This window comes from Rhizobium sp. ZX09, from assembly GCF_017357485.1.
In the GTDB taxonomy this organism is placed as follows: domain Bacteria; phylum Pseudomonadota; class Alphaproteobacteria; order Rhizobiales; family Rhizobiaceae; genus Agrobacterium; species Agrobacterium pusense.
This window is the reverse complement of sequence record NZ_CP031364.1, coordinates 205,943-223,129: the sequence shown is the minus strand read 5'-3', so window position 1 is coordinate 223,129 and position 17,187 is coordinate 205,943. Positions and strand designations below refer to the sequence as shown.

General features: G+C 59.9%; 17 protein-coding genes. 8 read left to right on the top strand and 9 right to left on the bottom strand.

The window, feature by feature from the left end:
* Positions 1-105: 105 nt before the first annotated feature.
* The gene (locus tag BTN45_RS15710; RefSeq protein WP_112766338.1) at positions 106-798 is read left to right on the top strand and encodes a GNAT family protein; all 693 of its coding nucleotides are present in this window, start codon (positions 106-108) and stop codon (positions 796-798) included.
* Positions 785-1,033, top strand: coding sequence for a hypothetical protein (locus tag BTN45_RS15705; RefSeq protein ID WP_004445178.1), 249 nt, complete (start codon positions 785-787; stop codon positions 1,031-1,033). Before BTN45_RS15710 ends, BTN45_RS15705 begins: the two co-directional genes overlap by 14 nt.
* Here the strand turns inward: BTN45_RS15705 and BTN45_RS15700 are convergent.
* The 3 genes from BTN45_RS15700 to BTN45_RS15690 form a co-directional block, all read right to left on the bottom strand.
* Positions 1,024-2,073 carry a nickel/cobalt transporter gene (locus BTN45_RS15700; protein ID WP_207589929.1) on the bottom strand — a complete coding sequence of 350 codons (1,050 nt, stop codon included), beginning with the start codon at positions 2,071-2,073 and terminating at the stop codon, positions 1,024-1,026. The genes BTN45_RS15705 and BTN45_RS15700 overlap by 10 nt on opposite strands.
* On the bottom strand, positions 2,067-2,708 hold the full coding sequence (locus BTN45_RS15695) for a DUF1007 family protein (protein ID WP_004445173.1): 642 nt from the start codon (positions 2,706-2,708) through the stop codon (positions 2,067-2,069). The genes BTN45_RS15700 and BTN45_RS15695 overlap by 7 nt, the downstream gene beginning before the upstream one ends.
* A 106-nt stretch (positions 2,709-2,814) precedes the next feature.
* A complete protein-coding gene (locus tag BTN45_RS15690; protein WP_207589927.1) occupies positions 2,815-3,993 on the bottom strand; it encodes a hypothetical protein in 1,179 nt (392 codons plus the stop codon).
* A 271-nt stretch (positions 3,994-4,264) separates the two neighbouring features.
* Between BTN45_RS15690 and BTN45_RS15685 the strand changes: the two genes are divergently transcribed.
* From BTN45_RS15685 to BTN45_RS15675, 3 genes are all read left to right on the top strand, one after another.
* Complete coding sequence (locus tag BTN45_RS15685) at positions 4,265-4,552, top strand: hypothetical protein (protein ID WP_004433441.1); 288 nt, start codon at positions 4,265-4,267, stop codon at positions 4,550-4,552.
* Between the two features lie 538 nt (positions 4,553-5,090).
* Positions 5,091-5,738, top strand: a complete 648-nt coding sequence (locus BTN45_RS15680; protein ID WP_207589926.1) for an outer membrane protein — start codon at positions 5,091-5,093, stop codon at positions 5,736-5,738.
* A gap of 206 nt (positions 5,739-5,944) precedes the next feature.
* Positions 5,945-7,126, top strand: a complete 1,182-nt coding sequence (locus BTN45_RS15675) for an MFS transporter (RefSeq protein ID WP_207589925.1) — start codon at positions 5,945-5,947, stop codon at positions 7,124-7,126.
* A 221-nt stretch (positions 7,127-7,347) separates the two neighbouring features.
* Here the strand turns inward: BTN45_RS15675 and BTN45_RS15670 are convergent, their stop codons facing one another.
* The 3 genes from BTN45_RS15670 to BTN45_RS15660 all read right to left on the bottom strand — a co-directional run bounded on the left by BTN45_RS15670 (position 7,348) and on the right by BTN45_RS15660 (position 10,847).
* A complete protein-coding gene (locus BTN45_RS15670; protein WP_034496759.1) occupies positions 7,348-8,340 on the bottom strand; it encodes a WD40 repeat domain-containing protein in 993 nt (330 codons plus the stop codon).
* Between the two features lie 483 nt (positions 8,341-8,823).
* Entirely contained in the window at positions 8,824-9,933 is a 1,110-nt protein-coding gene (locus BTN45_RS15665) for a GTP-binding protein (protein WP_207589924.1), read from the bottom strand.
* A gap of 113 nt (positions 9,934-10,046) precedes the next feature.
* Positions 10,047-10,847, bottom strand: a complete 801-nt coding sequence (locus BTN45_RS15660) for a creatininase family protein (RefSeq protein WP_112766334.1) — start codon at positions 10,845-10,847, stop codon at positions 10,047-10,049.
* 79 nt (positions 10,848-10,926) lie between these two features.
* Here BTN45_RS15660 and BTN45_RS15655 point away from each other — a divergent pair, with 79 nt between their 5' ends.
* From BTN45_RS15655 to BTN45_RS15645, 3 genes are all read left to right on the top strand, one after another.
* Positions 10,927-11,436, top strand: coding sequence for a MarR family transcriptional regulator (locus BTN45_RS15655; RefSeq protein ID WP_022562734.1), 510 nt, complete (start codon positions 10,927-10,929; stop codon positions 11,434-11,436).
* A 134-nt stretch (positions 11,437-11,570) separates the two neighbouring features.
* Positions 11,571-12,593, top strand: a complete 1,023-nt coding sequence (locus BTN45_RS15650; protein ID WP_003505469.1) for a LacI family DNA-binding transcriptional regulator — start codon at positions 11,571-11,573, stop codon at positions 12,591-12,593.
* A gap of 397 nt (positions 12,594-12,990) precedes the next feature.
* Positions 12,991-13,953 carry a 2-hydroxyacid dehydrogenase gene (locus BTN45_RS15645; RefSeq protein WP_207589923.1) on the top strand — a complete coding sequence of 321 codons (963 nt, stop codon included), beginning with the start codon at positions 12,991-12,993 and terminating at the stop codon, positions 13,951-13,953.
* A 158-nt stretch (positions 13,954-14,111) separates the two neighbouring features.
* On the opposite strand, the gene BTN45_RS15640 is transcribed toward BTN45_RS15645, so the two are convergent.
* The 3 genes from BTN45_RS15640 to iolE form a co-directional block, all read right to left on the bottom strand.
* Positions 14,112-15,239: a Gfo/Idh/MocA family oxidoreductase gene (locus BTN45_RS15640; protein WP_207589922.1), complete on the bottom strand. Its 1,128-nt coding sequence runs from the start codon at positions 15,237-15,239 to the stop codon at positions 14,112-14,114.
* A gap of 36 nt (positions 15,240-15,275) precedes the next feature.
* The gene (gene iolB / locus BTN45_RS15635; protein WP_153516861.1) at positions 15,276-16,088 is read right to left on the bottom strand and encodes a 5-deoxy-glucuronate isomerase; all 813 of its coding nucleotides are present in this window, start codon (positions 16,086-16,088) and stop codon (positions 15,276-15,278) included.
* A gap of 190 nt (positions 16,089-16,278) precedes the next feature.
* Complete coding sequence (gene iolE, locus BTN45_RS15630; protein ID WP_207589921.1) at positions 16,279-17,187, bottom strand: myo-inosose-2 dehydratase; 909 nt, start codon at positions 17,185-17,187, stop codon at positions 16,279-16,281.

Sequence of the window (17,187 nt, the reverse complement as noted above, 5' to 3'; positions counted from 1 at the left end):
AGGATGATAAGCGCCCTGCCGAGATCACCGCATCCCACCCCCACATCCACTGTTGTCATCCCGCCCGGCTTGCCCTAATCCTTCTCCCAGCAAATGGGGAAGAGAATGCGCGATCTGAGTGAATTCAAGGGATGCCCGGCGCCGCTGCCGGTGGTGCTGAAGGGCCGTTATGTAACGGCGGAACCGTTCGATCGCGACAAACATCTGGAGAAACTCTGGGCTGCGCTTGGCGGCGAGGGCACCAATGCGCTGCTCAGATATTTCCCGCAAAGCGCCTTTCCCGATGCGGATGCCTTTGGCGACTGGCTTGTTGGCGCTGGCGAAAAGCTTAACTGGGTGACGCTGGTCTTCGTCGAAAACACAACGGGCGAAATCGTCGGCATGGCGAGCTACATGCGGCCCGATCCCGCCAATGGCGTGGTAGAAGTCGGCTCCGTCGCCCATGGGGCGAAGATGAAACGTTCCCCGCTTGCCACCGAGGCGCATTACCTTATGGCGAAGCATGTGTTCGAGGATCTGGGGTATCGCCGTTACGAGTGGAAATGCCACAACGAAAACGAGCCCTCCAAGACGACGGCGAAGCGTTATGGCTTCACCTTCGAAGGCGTCTTCCGCCAGCATATGATCTCGAAGGGGCAAAATCGCGATACGGCGTGGTTTTCCATGATCGACGGCGAATGGCCACTGATCGGCAGGGCCTTCGAGGCCTGGCTTTCACCGGACAATTTTACAGCTGACGGCACGCAGAAGCGCAAGCTTGAGGATATTCGCGCGGAGCTTGCCCATGCCAACGCCTGAAAAGCCAAAGCCCGAGACGCCAACCGCGAGAAAGGATTGGTCGCCTGCCATTGCCGCGGTGCTCATCATCCTCGGCTTCGGGCTGATATTCTTCATCATGCCTAAAATCATGTTGTGGCTCGGGGATTATTCGCCCTGGCTGGCGGCCGCCTTCGGCACGGTGGCGGTGCTCTGTTTTTTCCTGCTGTTCTGGCTGCGGGCGCGTTACCAGCGCCGCCATAACGATCAGAACTGAAGCGACGCCCCGAGCAGCATCAGGCCCATCAGCAAGACGAAGAGCGCACCGGCGATTTCGATCGCGTGGCTGATGCCGGCCGCCCTGCGGCTGCCGGGGCCTGCGAAACGCACGGCCAGACCCTTGGCGGAGACGGCCATGATGGCGAGGACCGAGACCGTGATGGCGGTGCCGAGCGACATCGCAAGGACGGAGAGCGCACCGCCAAGATAAAGCCCGTTCAAAAGCGCGAAGCTCATGACGATGATAGCCCCCGAGCAAGGCCTGAGCCCTACAGCGATGATGGCTGACCATGCCTCGTGAAGACTGAAGTTCTTTGCCCTCAGCAGCATCGGATCGGGCGCATGGGATTTGCCGCAGGCGGTGCAGAGGTCGCCCGAGCCGTCATGGGCGTGATCGGCAAAAACCGGTTTGCCCTGAAACCGCAGCCCCGTGCCCATGCCGGTGGTTCTTGCTGCCGGTGCCTCACCCGCCACAGCGAAAACGGTGGCCGGCTCGCGCCGGATGCGCAGCGACCAGAGTTTTCGCACCAGCAGCCATGCGCCGAACAGGGCGACCATGGCGAAACTCGCGATTTCCATCGCCTGTGTCGCTTTCGTCATGGTAATTGAGGTGCCGCGCAGCACCAGCCAGGCCGCGCCGACAAGGCCGATCGCGACAGCGCCCTGAATGAGCGCCGAGACGAAAGAGATGACGATGCCACGTCTCAGCTGCGTTTCATTGGCGATCATGTAGGAGGAGATGACCGCCTTACCGTGGCCGGGACCGGCCGCATGGAACACGCCATAAGCAAAGGAGAGGCCGATCAGCGAACCGAGCGCCCAGCTGTCCTCGCGCATCGCCTTCAGCGCGCCGGTCAGCGCCCGGTAGAACATCTGCTGGTGCACGTTGATCCACTGCATCAACGGGGCAAAAGGTCCGCCGACGGAAAAGGACGGTTCGGCCGAGCCTATGCCGAGCGGCGATTGCGCATGGGCCGCGCCGGCCACGGCAATGAAGCCGATGACGACGGCAAGCAGGCCGACCCGGCGGCTCAGCATGTGACCTCCAGCCGCGTGGCAAAGAGCTTGGTCATGTCTGTACCGGTGGGATCGTTGAAAAAGGCATCGGTGAGCGTATTCTGGTTCTGGGAGATCACCTCGTCCGGATCAGGGCGCACCACATGCTGCTTGCAGGCCTTCAAATCCTTGCCCTCGGTGGCGATATCGCCGTCCTTGGCGAAATCGATCGCCGTATACATCGTCGGATCCCACGCGCCAAAGCTGAGCCTGCCCTTCACCGCCAGAGGTTTGAGCGGTTTCACGGAAAAGAACATCAGAATCTGCTGGTCCTTGTAATCCACATGAATGGCGTCGGGTTTACCGAACTCCACCGGTTTCCCGTCAGCGGTGATGAAGGTGTAGTAGGAATATTCGGCCAGCGATTCCAGCACGGTATTGCCGATTTCGGCCAGCTCGTCCTTGTCGAGTTTCAGATCGCTGTTCTTGTCGTAATCCATCACAACGCTTGCTGAGAACATCTCGTCGAAACGCCAGATGTTGCGCACTTCCTGGATGGTCCGGTTCGGTCCCTCGACGATTTCCATCCGGGCTTCGGCAAAGATATGCGGATGGGCGGAGGCGGCGACGGGGATGCAGGCGAGGCCGGCCGCGAGAAGCAAAAATCGTCTGTACATTATCCGGTCTGTCCTGCCGTCGAATCTGGAAGGTGTGAGTCTAGCAGAAATTGGGACCGAATTTCGACCCGATGCGTCCGAACCTTCGCGCAGGTTGAGACGGAGTTCAGAAGGTGCCGCTGAAACGCGAGGTGACGCTCGAGCCATCATAGGCAAGGTCGGTATCGCGCTCGTCATGCAGCAGGCGGTTGAACTCCACCTCCAGCTTGCTGTTCTTGCCGGTATCGAAAGAGAGGGTGGCGACCAGCCGGCGCTCGCTGGTATCGTAATTGTAATAGATCCAGTCCTTGTGGACCTGCTGCAGCGCGAGGTCCAGGCCGACCTTCTCGGCCAGCCTGCTTTTCACGACGAACTGCCAGCGACGATGAAATTCGGCGATCAGGTCGTCGGGATCGAACAGGGCGTAATCCTGCGAGAAGCCCACGCCGAAGGCGATGCGGTCCGTGGCCTTCAACTCGGCTTCCGCCCGGAGATAAGGCCGGGTGCGCTTCACCTTGTCGCTGATCTCGTCTCCGGAAATGGAGGTCAGCCCAGCTTCGGCAAGCACTGCGAGACGGTTCGAGAACCTGTAGCCGTAAGCAAGCGAGCCGCGCAGCGTTTGGGCCGGAAACCGCTCATATTTTTCCTGCTGCCCTTCCGGCACGAGAATGCGGTCATAGGCGATCGTGATGCCAGCCTCACCGCCGGCGAGTGGCCGTTCATGTTCCGCCTTCAGCGACAGGAGCGCCTCATTGGCCTCCAGACGCGTGGGGATGAAATAGGCCGGGCGGAAACGCGCCTCGCCTTTCATCAGGCTGGCAAGGCTGGCCGTCAGCTTGTTCTTGCCGCCAAGGGCGAGGATGCCAAGCTGGGAGGAGGCTTCAAGCTTGTGATCCAGCTGCCTGTATCCGATATTTTCTTCCGGCAGGTGCAGGAAAATATCGCCGGCATCGCTGCGGGTGCCGCGCAACTCAAGAGCCCATTCCAGCTTTTCGGAAAAGCGTCTGGTCAAACCCAGCGACGCGATGGTGTTATGCTCATTGGCAAAACGGTAACGGGGAAGGCGAACCTCTTCCTGCTCAAGCGAGTAACGCAGTTCCGCCCCTTCAAGCGCGATCTTGCCCGTGAGCCCGAAGCCGGCGCGCAGCGAAATGGCGCTCAAGCGATTGGTATCGGCGAAATAATTGCTGTCATAGGAGATGCCGGATTTGTAGGTGATGGTGTGCTCATCGGCCTTTTCTCCCGCCCACCCGCGGCAGGCGCAGGCAAGCCCGAGAACAAGCGCGATATATCCCCCCAGCCGCATTTGCATCTCCGGTCGCTAATTAAGCAATATCTTATATTTGGATGGTTAATAAAGTTTCCTGCCCGGTTTTACTGTCTCCGCCAAAGGTGCCTGTCGATACTGTTTGGAAAAGGAGTGAAAGGGCGGAGGCGACATATGTAATATTTGATTAAAATCGCCAGTATTAGTGTTAATCGTTTATTTTAATGTTAGCCTTTGCTTGAATTAGAATCCTCTAAATATACAGTTCAGTTACGCCAGATGGCGTGATCAAACAAAAGAGGAGAGAGAAATGATTGCAAAGTTCGCTTGTGTAGCCGCTATTCTTACTGTCGCTTCCGTTGGTCAGGCCAATGCGGGCGGTCTTCTGGGTGGCATCCTGTCCGGCAACAGCAACAAGGGCGGCGCCCTTGTCGTGGTTTCGCCGAGCATCGATCTCGGTGTCAGTGGCATCCTGTCCAATAACGGGATTTTGAATGGCAACAAGACCGGCATCCTGAACGGCGTGCTGAATGGCAACAAGACGTCCGTCGATGTCATCGACAACAAGAATGACGGCGGCAAGAAGCGCCGGCACTAAGGAATGAAGAAAGGGATGGCGAAACCATTGTCTTTCGCCATCCCGCTCTGACGGGACAGCTCGAAGATCATCAGGGATTTTCGACGCAGACGATGCGCGAAGCGCATAAGCCGGTAACGAGCCCAGAGTTGCGTGTGTGTGACGCATGGTATTTCCGGCAAGAACAAACGGCGCATCGCATGACTGAAGGGGGCCCTCGGGCTCCCTTTTTTTGTCTAGGTTGCTGGCGGGAACAACGTGCACAAAAAAACGTAATGTCCACTACCTGTGATGGTTTTTCAGTGTGGCCAGAGCCGTTTTGACCGGGTGCGAACGTTCGATGAATAACCGCGCGACCTCTAATTTATGTTTAGTAAATATTGCGAATATTAATAGGAATACGTCTCATCGCAGCATATTTATCAAGGTCATTTACGCGATTTTAACCACGATGTTCTTCAATCTGGGGGTGCGCTAAGCCCGTCAAGATGCTGCGCTTCTGGTCGCGAAATACTCGCAGCCCGCAGGTGACGGGATGTTATTTTCAAGGAGCTATCGCATGTTGAAACAATCTCTTCTCGCGCTCGGCCTGCTCGGCGGTCTCGCGACTGCTGCTGCTGCTGCCGACGCGGTCAGCGACATTCCGTCCGCGCCTGTCGTCAACGACGTTGCGCCCGCCTTTTCCTGGGATGGCGTTTATCTCGGCGCGTCTGCGGGTTACGGCTGGAACCGGGTCAAGTCGACGACTTTCGGTGTCACCACGAAGCATGAATTTGACGGCGGCCGTTTTTCCGGTTTCGCAGGCTATAATGCCGAGGTTGCTCCCTCTGTCATTCTCGGCGTCGAGGGTGATCTTGGTTACGCCTGGGGCGACAAGACCATCGTCACCAGCGAAGTTTCGGCAGGCCTGAACGGCTCTGCACGCCTGCGCGCCGGTTATGCGATCGACCGCGCACTGATCTATACCGCCGCCGGTTATACCGCGACGGACAGCAAGGTTAAGGCACCCTTTGGTGAGGACAGCAAGGTATTGCACGGCTGGACCGTTGGTGCAGGCGTAGACTACGCGTTCACCAACAAGCTGTTTGGACGTGTCGAATATCGTTACAACGACTTCGGCAAGGAAACCTACCATACCGGCCCTATCACTTCGACCGGTGATGTCAGCGAACACGTCGTCAAGGTTGGCCTTGGTGTGAAGTTCTGACCTATATTTCGTTTTCGACAGGGGGCGCCGCACCGTCGCGACGCCCCACTTATCTCATGCGGCGGTCCTGAGGTTGTTCCGGCGAACCTTGAAGGTATTGCGCCGAAAACGAAAACGCACACTGCCTTTGGCTCAGGCTTGAACAGCGGAGCGTTTTGATGTGATGGTGGGTGCCACCCCCGCTTGCCAGCCTTCAGACGATTCCCATGCAACAAAAAAGCACTTTGCCGGGCGCTTTTGATCGCCAGGCCTATATGATCGCGTTGCTGGTCTTCATTGCCGGCAGCACCAATGCCGCCGTTGTGCCATTTATCGGCTTCTACATCATTCAGGTGCTTGGTCATCCGCCGGCCACCGTCGGATTTTACAGTGTGACGGCGGCGCTGGCTTCGATTGTCGCAAGCCGTGTTTATGGTGAGCGCGTTGATGCCGGGATGCGGGTGAGGCCGCTTTTGTTGCTTTCGGTGTGCGGCGCTCTTGTCGCGGCCGCGGCGGCAAGCTTTGGGCATATGGCGCTGCTGGTGGCCGTAACGGCGACCGGCATGGGGCTTTCCAACGCCGCAAGCACGCTCATTTTCAGTTACGGCCGGTATCATGGCCGGGTGAAGGGGCTGGACACGGCCGCCTATAATGCCTTCCTGCGGACGATGGTGTCGCTGGCATGGATGCTGGTCCCCGCCGCCGCCTATCTGATCTTCGACCTTGCGGGTGCGAAGGCGGTATTCGTGAATGCCATGCTGATGGCCGTCATCTGGGGCGGTCTTGCGCTCGTCGTCGTGCCGTTGAACCAGACAAGCCCCACGGAACGGCGGCCGCAGGGCGAGGGCGACACACGGCGCAATATGCCGCTGCTTCTCGCCGCCGCGGCCAGTTTCTGCATGTCTTTCGCCCATGCGCTCTGCGCTTCGGCATTGCCGGTGTTTCTGGTGCGTGAAGTGGGGTTGCCGGACTATGCGCCGGGCCTGTCGCTCAGCGTCAAATGCGCCATGGAAGTTCTGCTTATTCTTCTTGCGCCGCGCATCATGCGCCGGATCAGCGCACGGCTGCTGCTGAGCGGCGCGGCGATAACGGCGATAATCGCCTTCAACATCATCGCTTCGGTCACGACCCTGCCCGCAATGCTGGTGGGGGCTGCGATGGAGGGTGCCTATTACGGCCTTTTCGCCGGCACCTGTCTGACCTTCGTGCAGGGCTTTGCCCGTGGACGCACGGCGCGGGCGACGGCGCTCTATATGAACTCGATTTTTCTCGCTGCGCTGTTTGCGGTGCCGCTAATGGGGTTCGTATCGCAATATGCCAGCTTCGGGGCCTCGATCCGGCTCGCCTCCGTCGGTGCGGGCGCGGCTTTGCTGCTCTTGTTCCTCACGCGGCGGCAGGTGGGAGAGTAGCGTATTGCAGGGGGCAGCAATCCTGCACAAAGGCTTGGCGGCGACATTGCGGACGACCCTCGTTCCTGTGCCTGTCACAGGATTCCGGTCGACGTGCGTCTGCGCGACGGGAGGCTACTTTCAGCCCAGGGACTTGGGCTGCCTCATTCCTGTGACAAGCACAGGAATGAGGCAGCGAGATTGGCCGTGGAATAAGCGGCCGTCTCGCGGGCGGCCAGCCCTCAAGCCGAAATGTCTATAATCCCGCAATCACCCGCTTCTGAAGCGAAGGCGAGCAGCTTGCCGGTGGCGCTCCAGTCCATGGATGTGATCGCACCCTTGCCGGGACGACGCAGCAGGGCTTCCTTGCCGTCCGCAAGGCGCACGCCGAGGATCATGCCGTCGATGAACCCGATCGCGAGCACATCTTCCACGGGGTGGAAGGCGACATTGGTGACCATGATGTTGGCGCGGGTGCCGAGTTCCTCCGGGGCCTTGCCCATCGGACCATCCTTGCCGGAGAAGGGCCAGACGATGGCGGCCGGTGCGCCCGATGAGGCGAGCCATTTGCCCTTTGCCGACCAGGAAACGGATTTGACCTTGGCGGGATAACCCGTCATGCGCATATGGCGGGCCTCCATGCCGCCCTTGGTGGCTTCCATCTTCCAGCCGTGCAGGGCATTTTCCTGCATGGTGGTGACGAGGAACTTGCCGTCGGGCGAGAAGGTGACGCCGGTATGCGCACCCTTCCATTCGAGATCGACCGGGTCGCCTGCTGTGGCGACCCAATGCAATGTCACGCCGTTATAACGGGCAACGGCAATGCGCAGGCCCTTGGGCGCAAACGCGATCGCCTCCACCGTGCGCTCTTCCTTGAATTCCTTGACCGTACCGTCCGGCAGCCGCACGAAGCTGGATTTGCCGACACCATAAGCAACCGCCTTCTGTGGCCCGCCGGCAACGACGCCCACCCATTTGCGCGGCACGTTGGCAATTTCGCTGAGGCTGCCATCATGGCCGATGCGCAGCACACGCCCGTCTTCGCCGCCGGAAAGCAGCGTGGCGCTGTAGGGGTCGCGAATGCAGGTCAAGAGCCCGTCATGCGCCTCAGTCACTTTCTCGCCGCCATCGAGCCGGTGAATGGTGCCGGCGGCGGTGGCAAACAGGGGAATGTCGCCGAGAAAATGGGTCGAGACCACGTGGCCTTCGATATCAAGCGGGGCAACAGTCGGCATGGGGTATTGGTCTTTCGTATCTGTGTCTGATTGGCGGGAGCGTCATTCCCGCTGGCTGGCATGGTTCTAGAGCATTTCCGGCGAAAGCGGAACCGCTTTTACGTTCGGACGATTCGCGAAATCAAGGAGATAGAATTCTTTGTGGTAGGGGAATCACCCCTGCACAGCGGTTGAAAATCATTGATGTTCTGCGCTCCGGGCTCACCCCCCTCTGTCCTGCCGGACATCTCCCCCTCAAGGGGGGAGACCGGCAAGACGCACTTTTCTCACTTCATTCTCGACCGTCGAGAGGTGCGAAACCTCGCCACGGAACGATCTCCCCCCTTGAGGGGGAGATGTCCGGCAGGACAGAGGGGGGTGAGCCCGGAGCACCGGAGCGTCAATGATTTCAACTGCCGTGTACGGTGTCGAAGAACGCGCGTCGGGCGGATGACGAACGCAGCCGTACCCCGGCTCAGGACCGGGGTGACGGAGGGATAAAGATCAAGCCGTGGCGAGGCAGGCGTTAAAACTCTTTTCCAGCTTCTCGCGGTCCAGCTCACGGCCGATGAAGACGAGGCGGCTTTCGCGTTTTTCATCTTCCTTCCACGGGCGCTGGTGATCGCCCTCGATGATCATGTGCACGCCCTGCACCACGTAACGCTCGGCATCGCCCTTGAAGGCGATGATACCCTTGAGGCGAAGGATGTTCGGGCCGTCTGTCTGGGTGACCTTCTGGATCCACGGGAAGAACCGCTCGGGGTTCATCTCGCCGCCGCGCAGCGAAACCGACTGTACCGTCACGTCATGGATTGGGGATACCGCGCCATGGTGGTGATGATCGTGGCCATGGTCGTGATCGTGGTGATGATGCCCGTGGTCATGGTCATGATGATGATGGTCGTGATCGTGATGATGATCGCAATCAGGGCCGCAGACGTGGTCGTCATGGCCGTGCTCGAGGAAATGTGGGTCGTTTTCCAGCGCGCGTTCCAGGTTGAAGGCGCCCTGATCGAGAACCCGGGCGAGATCGACGCCGGAACGGGTGGTCTTGTAGATGCGGGCTGAAGGATTGATGGCGCGCACGATATCCTCGATGCGGGCAACTTCCTCCGGCGAAACGAGATCGGTCTTGTTGACGACAACGACATCGGCAAAGGCGATCTGGTTTTCGGCCTCGCGGCTGTCCTTCAGGCGCAGTGGCAGGTGCTTGGCATCAACGAGGGCGACGACCGCATCCAACTCGGTTTTGGCGCGCACGTCGTCATCCATGAAGAAAGTCTGGGCGACGGGCACCGGATCGGCGAGGCCCGTCGTCTCGACGATGATACCGTCGAAGCGGCCCGGGCGTCGCATCAGGCCCTCCACGACGCGGATCAGGTCGCCGCGCACCGTGCAGCACACGCAGCCATTGTTCATTTCGTAGATTTCCTCGTCGGATTCGACGATCAGATCGTTGTCGATGCCAATCTCGCCGAATTCGTTGACGATGACAGCGTATTTCTTGCCGTGGTTCTCGGAGAGAATGCGGTTGAGAAGCGTCGTCTTGCCGGCGCCGAGATAACCCGTCAGGACGGTGACTGGAATGGGCTTGGCTGTTGCTGTTTCGGTCATGGAAAACCCCGCGTGGAGAGAGGCCCGATGGCCTCAGGAAGATGTGTCGTTGTCCATATAGGCGCGACGCTCGGGCAGTTCAAAGAGATTTTGGCCGAATCCGGCCATCTCACTCAAATTTTGTTATGAAATAACGTTATGTCAAAAGCGTGGATATCTTCAAGCAGTTCGACAAGGCCGTTGACGGCGTGGGAAATCAGCCTTTCGCCCTTTTCCGCTGTCGCGGCGGCGGCGTTTCCGGCAACGCCATCGTGGTTGAGGTCGCTCATCAGCCAGCCGAATGCGTGCGGGCCATAGGCGCGCAGGTGTTTGAAGCGGCTGGCGAAATCGCTCTGGCGGGAGGGGAAATTCGCGGCCTTTTCCATTGCCACGCATTCGGGGTGAAGTGCCAGCATGACCGATGTCTCGATGTCGCCGCCGTGAATATCAACCGCCTTGTCCTCCGGCTTCACGATGTCTTCCGGCACGCCGAAACGGGTCCAGCTCGTGGCGACCGCCAGCATGCCGAAACGGGCGCGGGCCTCGGTGGCGACGATGGTCATCAGCGGTGAATTGCCGCCATGGGCGTTCAGCATGACGAATTTGCGCACACCTCTTTTATGTTCCAACTCGGCGATGCCGAGCCAGCGCTCGATGGCCTCATCGTATCGCAGCGTCTTCGTGCCCGGCACATTCATGTGTTCGATGGAATATCCGACCGGCTCCGCTGGCAGGAAGGAGACGGGCAGATGACCGGGCAAGGCGGCGGCAAGGCGGGCGACGATGCCTTCGGCAATCAGCGTATCGGTCTCGAAGGGCAGGTGGGGGCCATGCTGTTCATGCGCGCCGAGCGGCAGCACGGAAATTGCGCCTGTTGCGTGAAGATGAGGGTCTGTTACGTTTTCGTCGTGATAATGCGTGTATGAGTTTGGCATCTGGCAGTCCGCGCGAGCATTCGGTAAGGATTTCCAGCAACATATATCGGTTCCGCCACAGGGTAAAAGGCACTCGCGTATGAGCAAGGACAAATCCGGGAACAAGGACAAAAGCGCCAAGAAGGATAAGGGCGGCAAGAAGGTCAAGGACGCCAAAAAGAGGGATGAAAACTTCAACCCGGAGGAGTTGGCGCAATCGATAACCCAGGCCGCCCGCTCCATGCGTACCGCGCTCAGCCACAGCCTCGCCGAAAGCGGGCTTTATGCCGGACAGGACGGCGTCATCCTGGCGCTGGCGCAGGAAGGCAGCCTGACGCCGGGGCAAATCGCGCAGAAGCTGGGTGTCAAGGCGCCAACCATGACGCGCACCATTGGCCGCATGGAAGCCCAGGGTTTCGTGGAACGCAGCGGTGACGACGGGGACGGTCGTGTGACGCTGGTGAAGCTGACCGAAGCGGGCCTGAAAAGCGTCGAGCACATCAACGTTTCCATCGCCAATTGTGGCGCGAGAGCTATCGAAGGCCTTTCGGCCAAGGATGTTCGCAACATTGTTAAACTCTTGAAAGCCATAGACGCCAATCTTCAATAATTTTTGCTGAAATTTTTAAAAGAACCATCTGTTTTGCGGTTATTCCTTAAACGGGTTGCGGATTTTGTTTAAATTGTTTAATTGCGATTTAAACGGAGCCATCCGTCACTGACACGCGTTTGGGGAGGAATGCCGTGGCCCAAAAGGTCAAACTGTCTACCATCGCCGAAAGTCTCGGCCTTTCAACCGCCACCATTTCCCTTGCATTGCGCGACAGTCCGCTGGTCGCCGCAGATACGCGGGACAAGATCAAGGAACAGGCGCGGGCGCTGGGCTACATTTACAACCGCCGCGCCGCCAGCCTGCGCACCTCGCGCTCCGGCATTGTTGGTGTCGTGTTCCATGACGTGATGAACCCCTTCTATGGCGAAATCCTGAAAGCCATTGAAAGCGAGCTGGACCGCAGCCGCCAGACCTTCATCCTGTCCAACCATTATGATTCGGTTGAAAAGCAGCGCACCTTCATCGAGACGCTGCTGCAGCTCGGCTCCGACGGCATCATCATGTCGCCGGCCATCGGCACGCCGATCGAGGACATGACGCTCGCCGAAGAAAACGGCATGCCTGCCATTCTGGTGGCCCGTTCCATGGATGGCGTTGATATGCCGACCTATCGCGGCGATGACAGCTACGGCATTTCGCTCGCCACCAACCATCTGATCAGCCTCGGCCACCGCACCATCGCCATGGTCGGCGGCACTGACCAGACTTCCACGGGCCGTGACCGTTACCAGGGTTACGTCAATGCGCTGCGCAAGGCCGGCATCGAGGTCGACCCGAACCTGCGCATTCCCGGCCCGCGCTCCAAGCAGGGTGGTTTCGAGGCGGCGGTGCATTTCCTGTCGCTGCCGCAGAAGCCGACTGCGGCCGTGTGCTGGAACGATCTCGTCGCCATCGGTCTCATGAACGGTATTTCCCGCGCCGGTCTGGTGCCGGGTGTCGATATCTCCGTGACCGGCTACGACGACCTGGAGGAAGCGGCCATCGCCACCCCGGCGCTCACCACGGTTTCCAACGGCCAGGCCGAGGTCGGGCGCCTGGCGGCCCGCGCACTGCTGGACAGGCTGGCGGGCAGCCACGAACCTGACGGCATTCACCTCATCAAGCCGGAAATGCGTATCCGGCAATCGACCGGGCCGGTGCGGCCGCGGGTGTGAGCGTATCGCCCTCGCAGGCGTGGATACGGCAGGTTACATGCTCCTCGTCGTCTACGGTGTTTCCTTCCTCCGTCATTCCGGCCTTGAGCCGGAATCCCGGCCGCCGCGTGTCTATGCGGTGAAAAACAGTCATTCAGCCCAATGACTTGGGCTGGCTGGATGCCGGATCAACTCCGGCATGACAACCTTGCAAGTGCCGCAGCAAAGGCTGCATGATGCTGCCGGGCGCTTAAAAAAATCGGCATGAAACGTCGCTCTGCCCCCATAGCTTCCGCTTATTGGCCTTTTCACGGCAGCCGTTGTTTGAAAAGATCGCGGTCCGATGGAGCAGGATGGCGGGTAGTTTGCCCGCAACCCTCTCCGGCTATTGGAATGTTATCAGGAGGAATATCCGCTTATGTCTGACAAAAAGGCCGTCGTTCTCGTTCCCGGCAAGATCAATCCGCGCGTTCTCGAACGCCTCGAAGGCAAGGTCGAGATTGTCACGGCACCCGCCGGCGCAGAGCCGGTTCTGCCTGACGGCGCGGCGGAGCGCATCAATGCCATTGCCGTTTCCGGCGCCGTCAACGCCAGATGGATCGACGCGCTGCCGAAGCTCGAGATCATCGCCAATTTCGGCGTAGGTTACGATGGCGTTGATGCCAAACACGCCGCCACGCGTGGCATCGTGGTGACGAACACGCCTGATGTGCTCAATGACGAAGTGGCCGATACGACGATTGCTCTGTTGATCAATACCGTGCGGCGTCTCTATCAGGCCGAAACCTGGCTGCGGGCTGGCAAGTGGGTCGGCGAAGGCCCGTTCGCGCTGTCGCCGTTTTCGCTGCGCGGCCGCAAGGTTGGCCTGTTCGGCATGGGCCGCATCGGCCAGGAAATCGCCAAGCGGCTGGAGCCTTTCAAGGTGGAGATCGGCTATCACACCCGCAGCAAGCGCGACGAACTCTCCTACACCTATTACGCTTCGCTGAAGGAGATGGCTGAGGCCGTCGATACGCTGATCTGCATCGTGCCGGGCACCCCGGAGACGCACAAGGCGATCAATGCCGACATCCTGACCGCGCTTGGGCCTGAGGGCGTTTTCATCAATGTCGGTCGTGGCTCCAGCGTCGATGAGGACGCGCTTCTTGAGGCGCTCAAAAGCGGTGCTTTGGGTGCTGCGGGACTCGATGTGTTTTATGCCGAACCGAAAGTGCCGGAGGCCTTCCTGTCGCTACCAAACGTTTCCCTGTTGCCGCATGTCGCTTCTGCGTCCATCCCGACGCGCAATGCGATGGCTGATCTTGTGGCCGACAATATTCTCGGCTGGTTCAGGGATGGCAAGGTGCTGACGCCGGTGCCGGAGACGCCGGTTAAGGAGTAAGGTCGGAACCTCCACCGTCACCCCGGACTTGATCCGGGGTCCAGCGCGATCAAGTCTTGGATCGCGAAAGACTCCTCTCACGGCGCAGACGCGCCGTGGCTGGATGCCGGATCAAGTCCGGCATGACGGAGGAGACGTTTTCGCCCGTTGTGGGCGTTCTATTCCACGATCTCCGCGCTTCCCACCCAGCGCCCTTCGGCAAAAGAACGCGCCATGGCGTGAATGCTGCGCTCGATCTCCAGCCCTTCCTTAAAATCGATGATATGAGCCTTTTTCCCCTCGATTGCCGCGATCAGTTCCCGGCATTCGATCACCTTCAGATCGTTGAAACCGAGGCCGTGGCCGGGGGCGGGGATGAAGCGGTCGTAGGGCTTGTGATGCGGGGCGGTGAGGATGGTTCGGAACCCCTGTTCTTCCGGGCGTCCATCCGTGGTGTAAAGCTGGAACTCGTTCATCCGCTCCTGATCGAACAGGATCGAGCCGGTAGAGCCATAAATCTGGATGGCGATGCGCCCCTTGCGGCCCCAGGCGGAACGGTTGGCGATGAGCACGGCGGAAATGCCGCCTTCGAGCTTCAGGAGGACGCTGGCAAGATCATGCGTTTCGACGGCCCGCTCGCCGCCGCCGGCAAGCGGACGGGTCTCGTAAGGTTTCACCATATCGGTAATGGCGCTTTCTGCGTGGCCGAAGAGGGCATAAAGCAGCGATAGCGGGTGCACGGCGAAATCATCCAGTGCGCCGTAACCGGAGGACGCCTCGCTCTTCCAGTAGAAGGGCTGGGTGGCATCGGCCATGAAGTCCTCGTCCATTTCGGCACGCACATGATAGACCCTGCCGATCGCACCTTCATCGATCAGGCGGCGGATGTGGCGGATGACGGGGTTCTGGATGTAGTTGTAACCCATCGCCGCCGCCTTGCCGGACCGGCGGGCCGCATCACGCATCTTCACGGCGTCAGCAAAGGCGGGCGCCATCGGCTTTTCACACCAGACATGCTTGCCGGCCTCAAGCGCGGCAATCGCCATTTCGGGGTGAAACGCATTGGGCGTGGTGACCGAGATGACGTCGATTTCGGGATCGGATAGCAGGTCACGCCAGTTGCCTGTCGAGCGGGCAAAACCAAACTCGGCCGCTTTCTTCGCGGCAAGCTCGGGGTTGACTTCCGCCAGCGTCACAAGGCGGGGGCGTTCCACATCCCCGAAGACGCTCGTGACGTTGTTCCACGCCAAAGCGTGGCACTTGCCCATGTAACCGGTGCCGATAAGGCCCACGCCAAGAGCGGCCATGGTATTCTCCTCCCAGAGATGTGATGATTGAATGCTTCAGGGATTATCGCGCTTGAAAATCCAGTCATGATCAGGGTGGTTCTTGAAGCGCCATTTGCGCATCGGCCCCGCCATCACGTTCAGATAATACATCTCATAACCATAGGGCGCGCCGCAGGGGTGATGGCCCTTTGGCACCAGCACGACATCGCCATCCGATACAGCCATAGTCTCGTCCAGCGAACCGTCTTCGGTGAAGACGCGCTGGAAACCGAAACCCTGCGCCGGGTTGAGGCGATGATAATAGGTCTCTTCGAGATAGGTCATGTCGGGGTAGTTATCCTCGTCATGCCGGTGCGGCGGATAGGAAGACCAGTTGCCCGAGGGTGTGAAGACTTCCGTTACCAGCAGGCTGTCGGCGACGTCGCGTTCTTCCATGGCGATGGGGAAGATGTATCGCGTGTTGGCGCCCTTGCCGCGCTCGGTCAGTTGCACACCGTTAGGCCCGATCTGCTGCGCCTCGCGGCTGCCTTTTTCGCCGGGTGCGGTGCAGACGCCGACGGTGCAATCCGTTGTGGCGGTCAGCGACCATTCGGAACCGGCAGGAACATAAACGCAATGCGGTGGCTTGCGCTCGAACACATTCATGCGGTCACCGAGTTCTCCGAAATCCTTATCCCCAGCGGAAATCGTCGCCTTGCCTTCGACCAGCACGAGGATGACTTCCGTGTCGCCAGTGTTTTCCGCTGCCGTCTCGCCCGGCTTCAGTCGGTAAAGGCCGAAACCGACATAACCCCAATCCGCGCTTTGGGGCGTGATATCGTGCACCTTGCCGCTGGTCGCGACCGGCTTGCGCAGAAGTGAGGTCATGGTGGTGTTCCTTTTTGGTCAGTCGTTCGTCGGTTCTTGCCGTCTCGTCACCCCGGCCTTGAGCCGGGGTCCAGCCGACGCGCGTCGGCGCGGCGGGGACAACTCTTTTCAGCCCAAGGACTTGGGCTGGCTGGACACCGGCTCAAGGCTGGTATGACGGGCGGGGTATGCCGCCCGTTATCGGCTCAGCTCAAGCGGCCTGAGCCTTGTCCAGCCCCGCTTCGCGCGCCAACGCCTTCAGCGATTTCAGCCCGAGGCTCTGATATTCGAACGGGTTGCGCACGTCAGGATCCTGCTCGGCCTCGATCACCAGCCAGCCGCTATAGCCATGCTCGGCCGCCACTTTCAGCACGGGCGGGAAGTTGACGCCGCCTTCGCTATCGCCCGGCACGGTGAAGACACCGCGGCGAACGCCTTCGAGGAAGGAAAGCCGTTCATTGCGGACCTGATCGGCAATGACCGGGCGCACGTTCTTGGCATGGATATGGCCAACGCGGCCCATGTATTTCTGCGCGACGCGAACAGGGTCGCCGCCGCCGAACAGGCAATGGCCGGTATCGAGCAGCAGATGCGTCTTCGGACCGGTGTGCTGCATCAGGAGGTCGATTTCCTCTTCGCTCTCGACCACCGTCCCCATGTGGTGGTGATAAACGAGGGTGACGCCCTGTTCTGCGGCAAAGGCGGCCAGCGCTTCCACGCCCGCGCCGAATTTCGCCCAGTCATCGGCCGCAAGGCGCGGACGGTCGACCAGCGCCTTTCCGTCATCGCCGTGGATGGCGTTGGAGGTCTCGCAGACGATGATGACCTTCGAGCCCATGGCCTTCAGAAGGTCAAGCGCCGGCTGCATCGCCTTCTTTTCGGATTCGATATCGTCGGTCAGAAGGTTCAGCGAATGCCAGCCCGAGACGAAGGAGAGGCCGCGTGGCGAAAGCACGCCCTTCAGGCCTTCCGGGTCGGTCGGGAATTTGTGACCCTTTTCGATGCCGTCGAAGCCGATCTTGGCGGTTTCATCAAGGCATTGTTCAAGGCTGATATGGGCGCCCAGCGTGCGGTCGTCGTCATTGGACCAGGCGATGGGGTTGGTGCCGTAACGGATCAT

Coding starts and splice junctions, on each gene's coding strand:
- BTN45_RS15685 (WP_004433441.1), top strand. CDS start 4,265: ATGATTGCAAAGTTCGCTTGTGTAGCCGCTATTCTTACTGTCGCTTCC.
- BTN45_RS15710 (WP_112766338.1), top strand. CDS start 106: ATGCGCGATCTGAGTGAATTCAAGGGATGCCCGGCGCCGCTGCCGGTG.
- BTN45_RS15690 (WP_207589927.1), bottom strand. CDS start 3,993: ATGCGGCTGGGGGGATATATCGCGCTTGTTCTCGGGCTTGCCTGCGCC.
- iolB (WP_153516861.1), bottom strand. CDS start 16,088: ATGACCTCACTTCTGCGCAAGCCGGTCGCGACCAGCGGCAAGGTGCAC.
- BTN45_RS15680 (WP_207589926.1), top strand. CDS start 5,091: ATGTTGAAACAATCTCTTCTCGCGCTCGGCCTGCTCGGCGGTCTCGCG.
- BTN45_RS15670 (WP_034496759.1), bottom strand. CDS start 8,340: ATGCCGACTGTTGCCCCGCTTGATATCGAAGGCCACGTGGTCTCGACC.
- BTN45_RS15695 (WP_004445173.1), bottom strand. CDS start 2,708: ATGTACAGACGATTTTTGCTTCTCGCGGCCGGCCTCGCCTGCATCCCC.
- BTN45_RS15700 (WP_207589929.1), bottom strand. CDS start 2,073: ATGCTGAGCCGCCGGGTCGGCCTGCTTGCCGTCGTCATCGGCTTCATT.
- BTN45_RS15655 (WP_022562734.1), top strand. CDS start 10,927: ATGAGCAAGGACAAATCCGGGAACAAGGACAAAAGCGCCAAGAAGGAT.
- BTN45_RS15640 (WP_207589922.1), bottom strand. CDS start 15,239: ATGGCCGCTCTTGGCGTGGGCCTTATCGGCACCGGTTACATGGGCAAG.
- iolE (WP_207589921.1), bottom strand. CDS start 17,187: ATGATCCGTTACGGCACCAACCCCATCGCCTGGTCCAATGACGACGAC.
- BTN45_RS15645 (WP_207589923.1), top strand. CDS start 12,991: ATGTCTGACAAAAAGGCCGTCGTTCTCGTTCCCGGCAAGATCAATCCG.
- BTN45_RS15675 (WP_207589925.1), top strand. CDS start 5,945: ATGCAACAAAAAAGCACTTTGCCGGGCGCTTTTGATCGCCAGGCCTAT.
- BTN45_RS15665 (WP_207589924.1), bottom strand. CDS start 9,933: ATGACCGAAACAGCAACAGCCAAGCCCATTCCAGTCACCGTCCTGACG.
- BTN45_RS15660 (WP_112766334.1), bottom strand. CDS start 10,847: ATGCCAAACTCATACACGCATTATCACGACGAAAACGTAACAGACCCT.
- BTN45_RS15705 (WP_004445178.1), top strand. CDS start 785: ATGCCAACGCCTGAAAAGCCAAAGCCCGAGACGCCAACCGCGAGAAAG.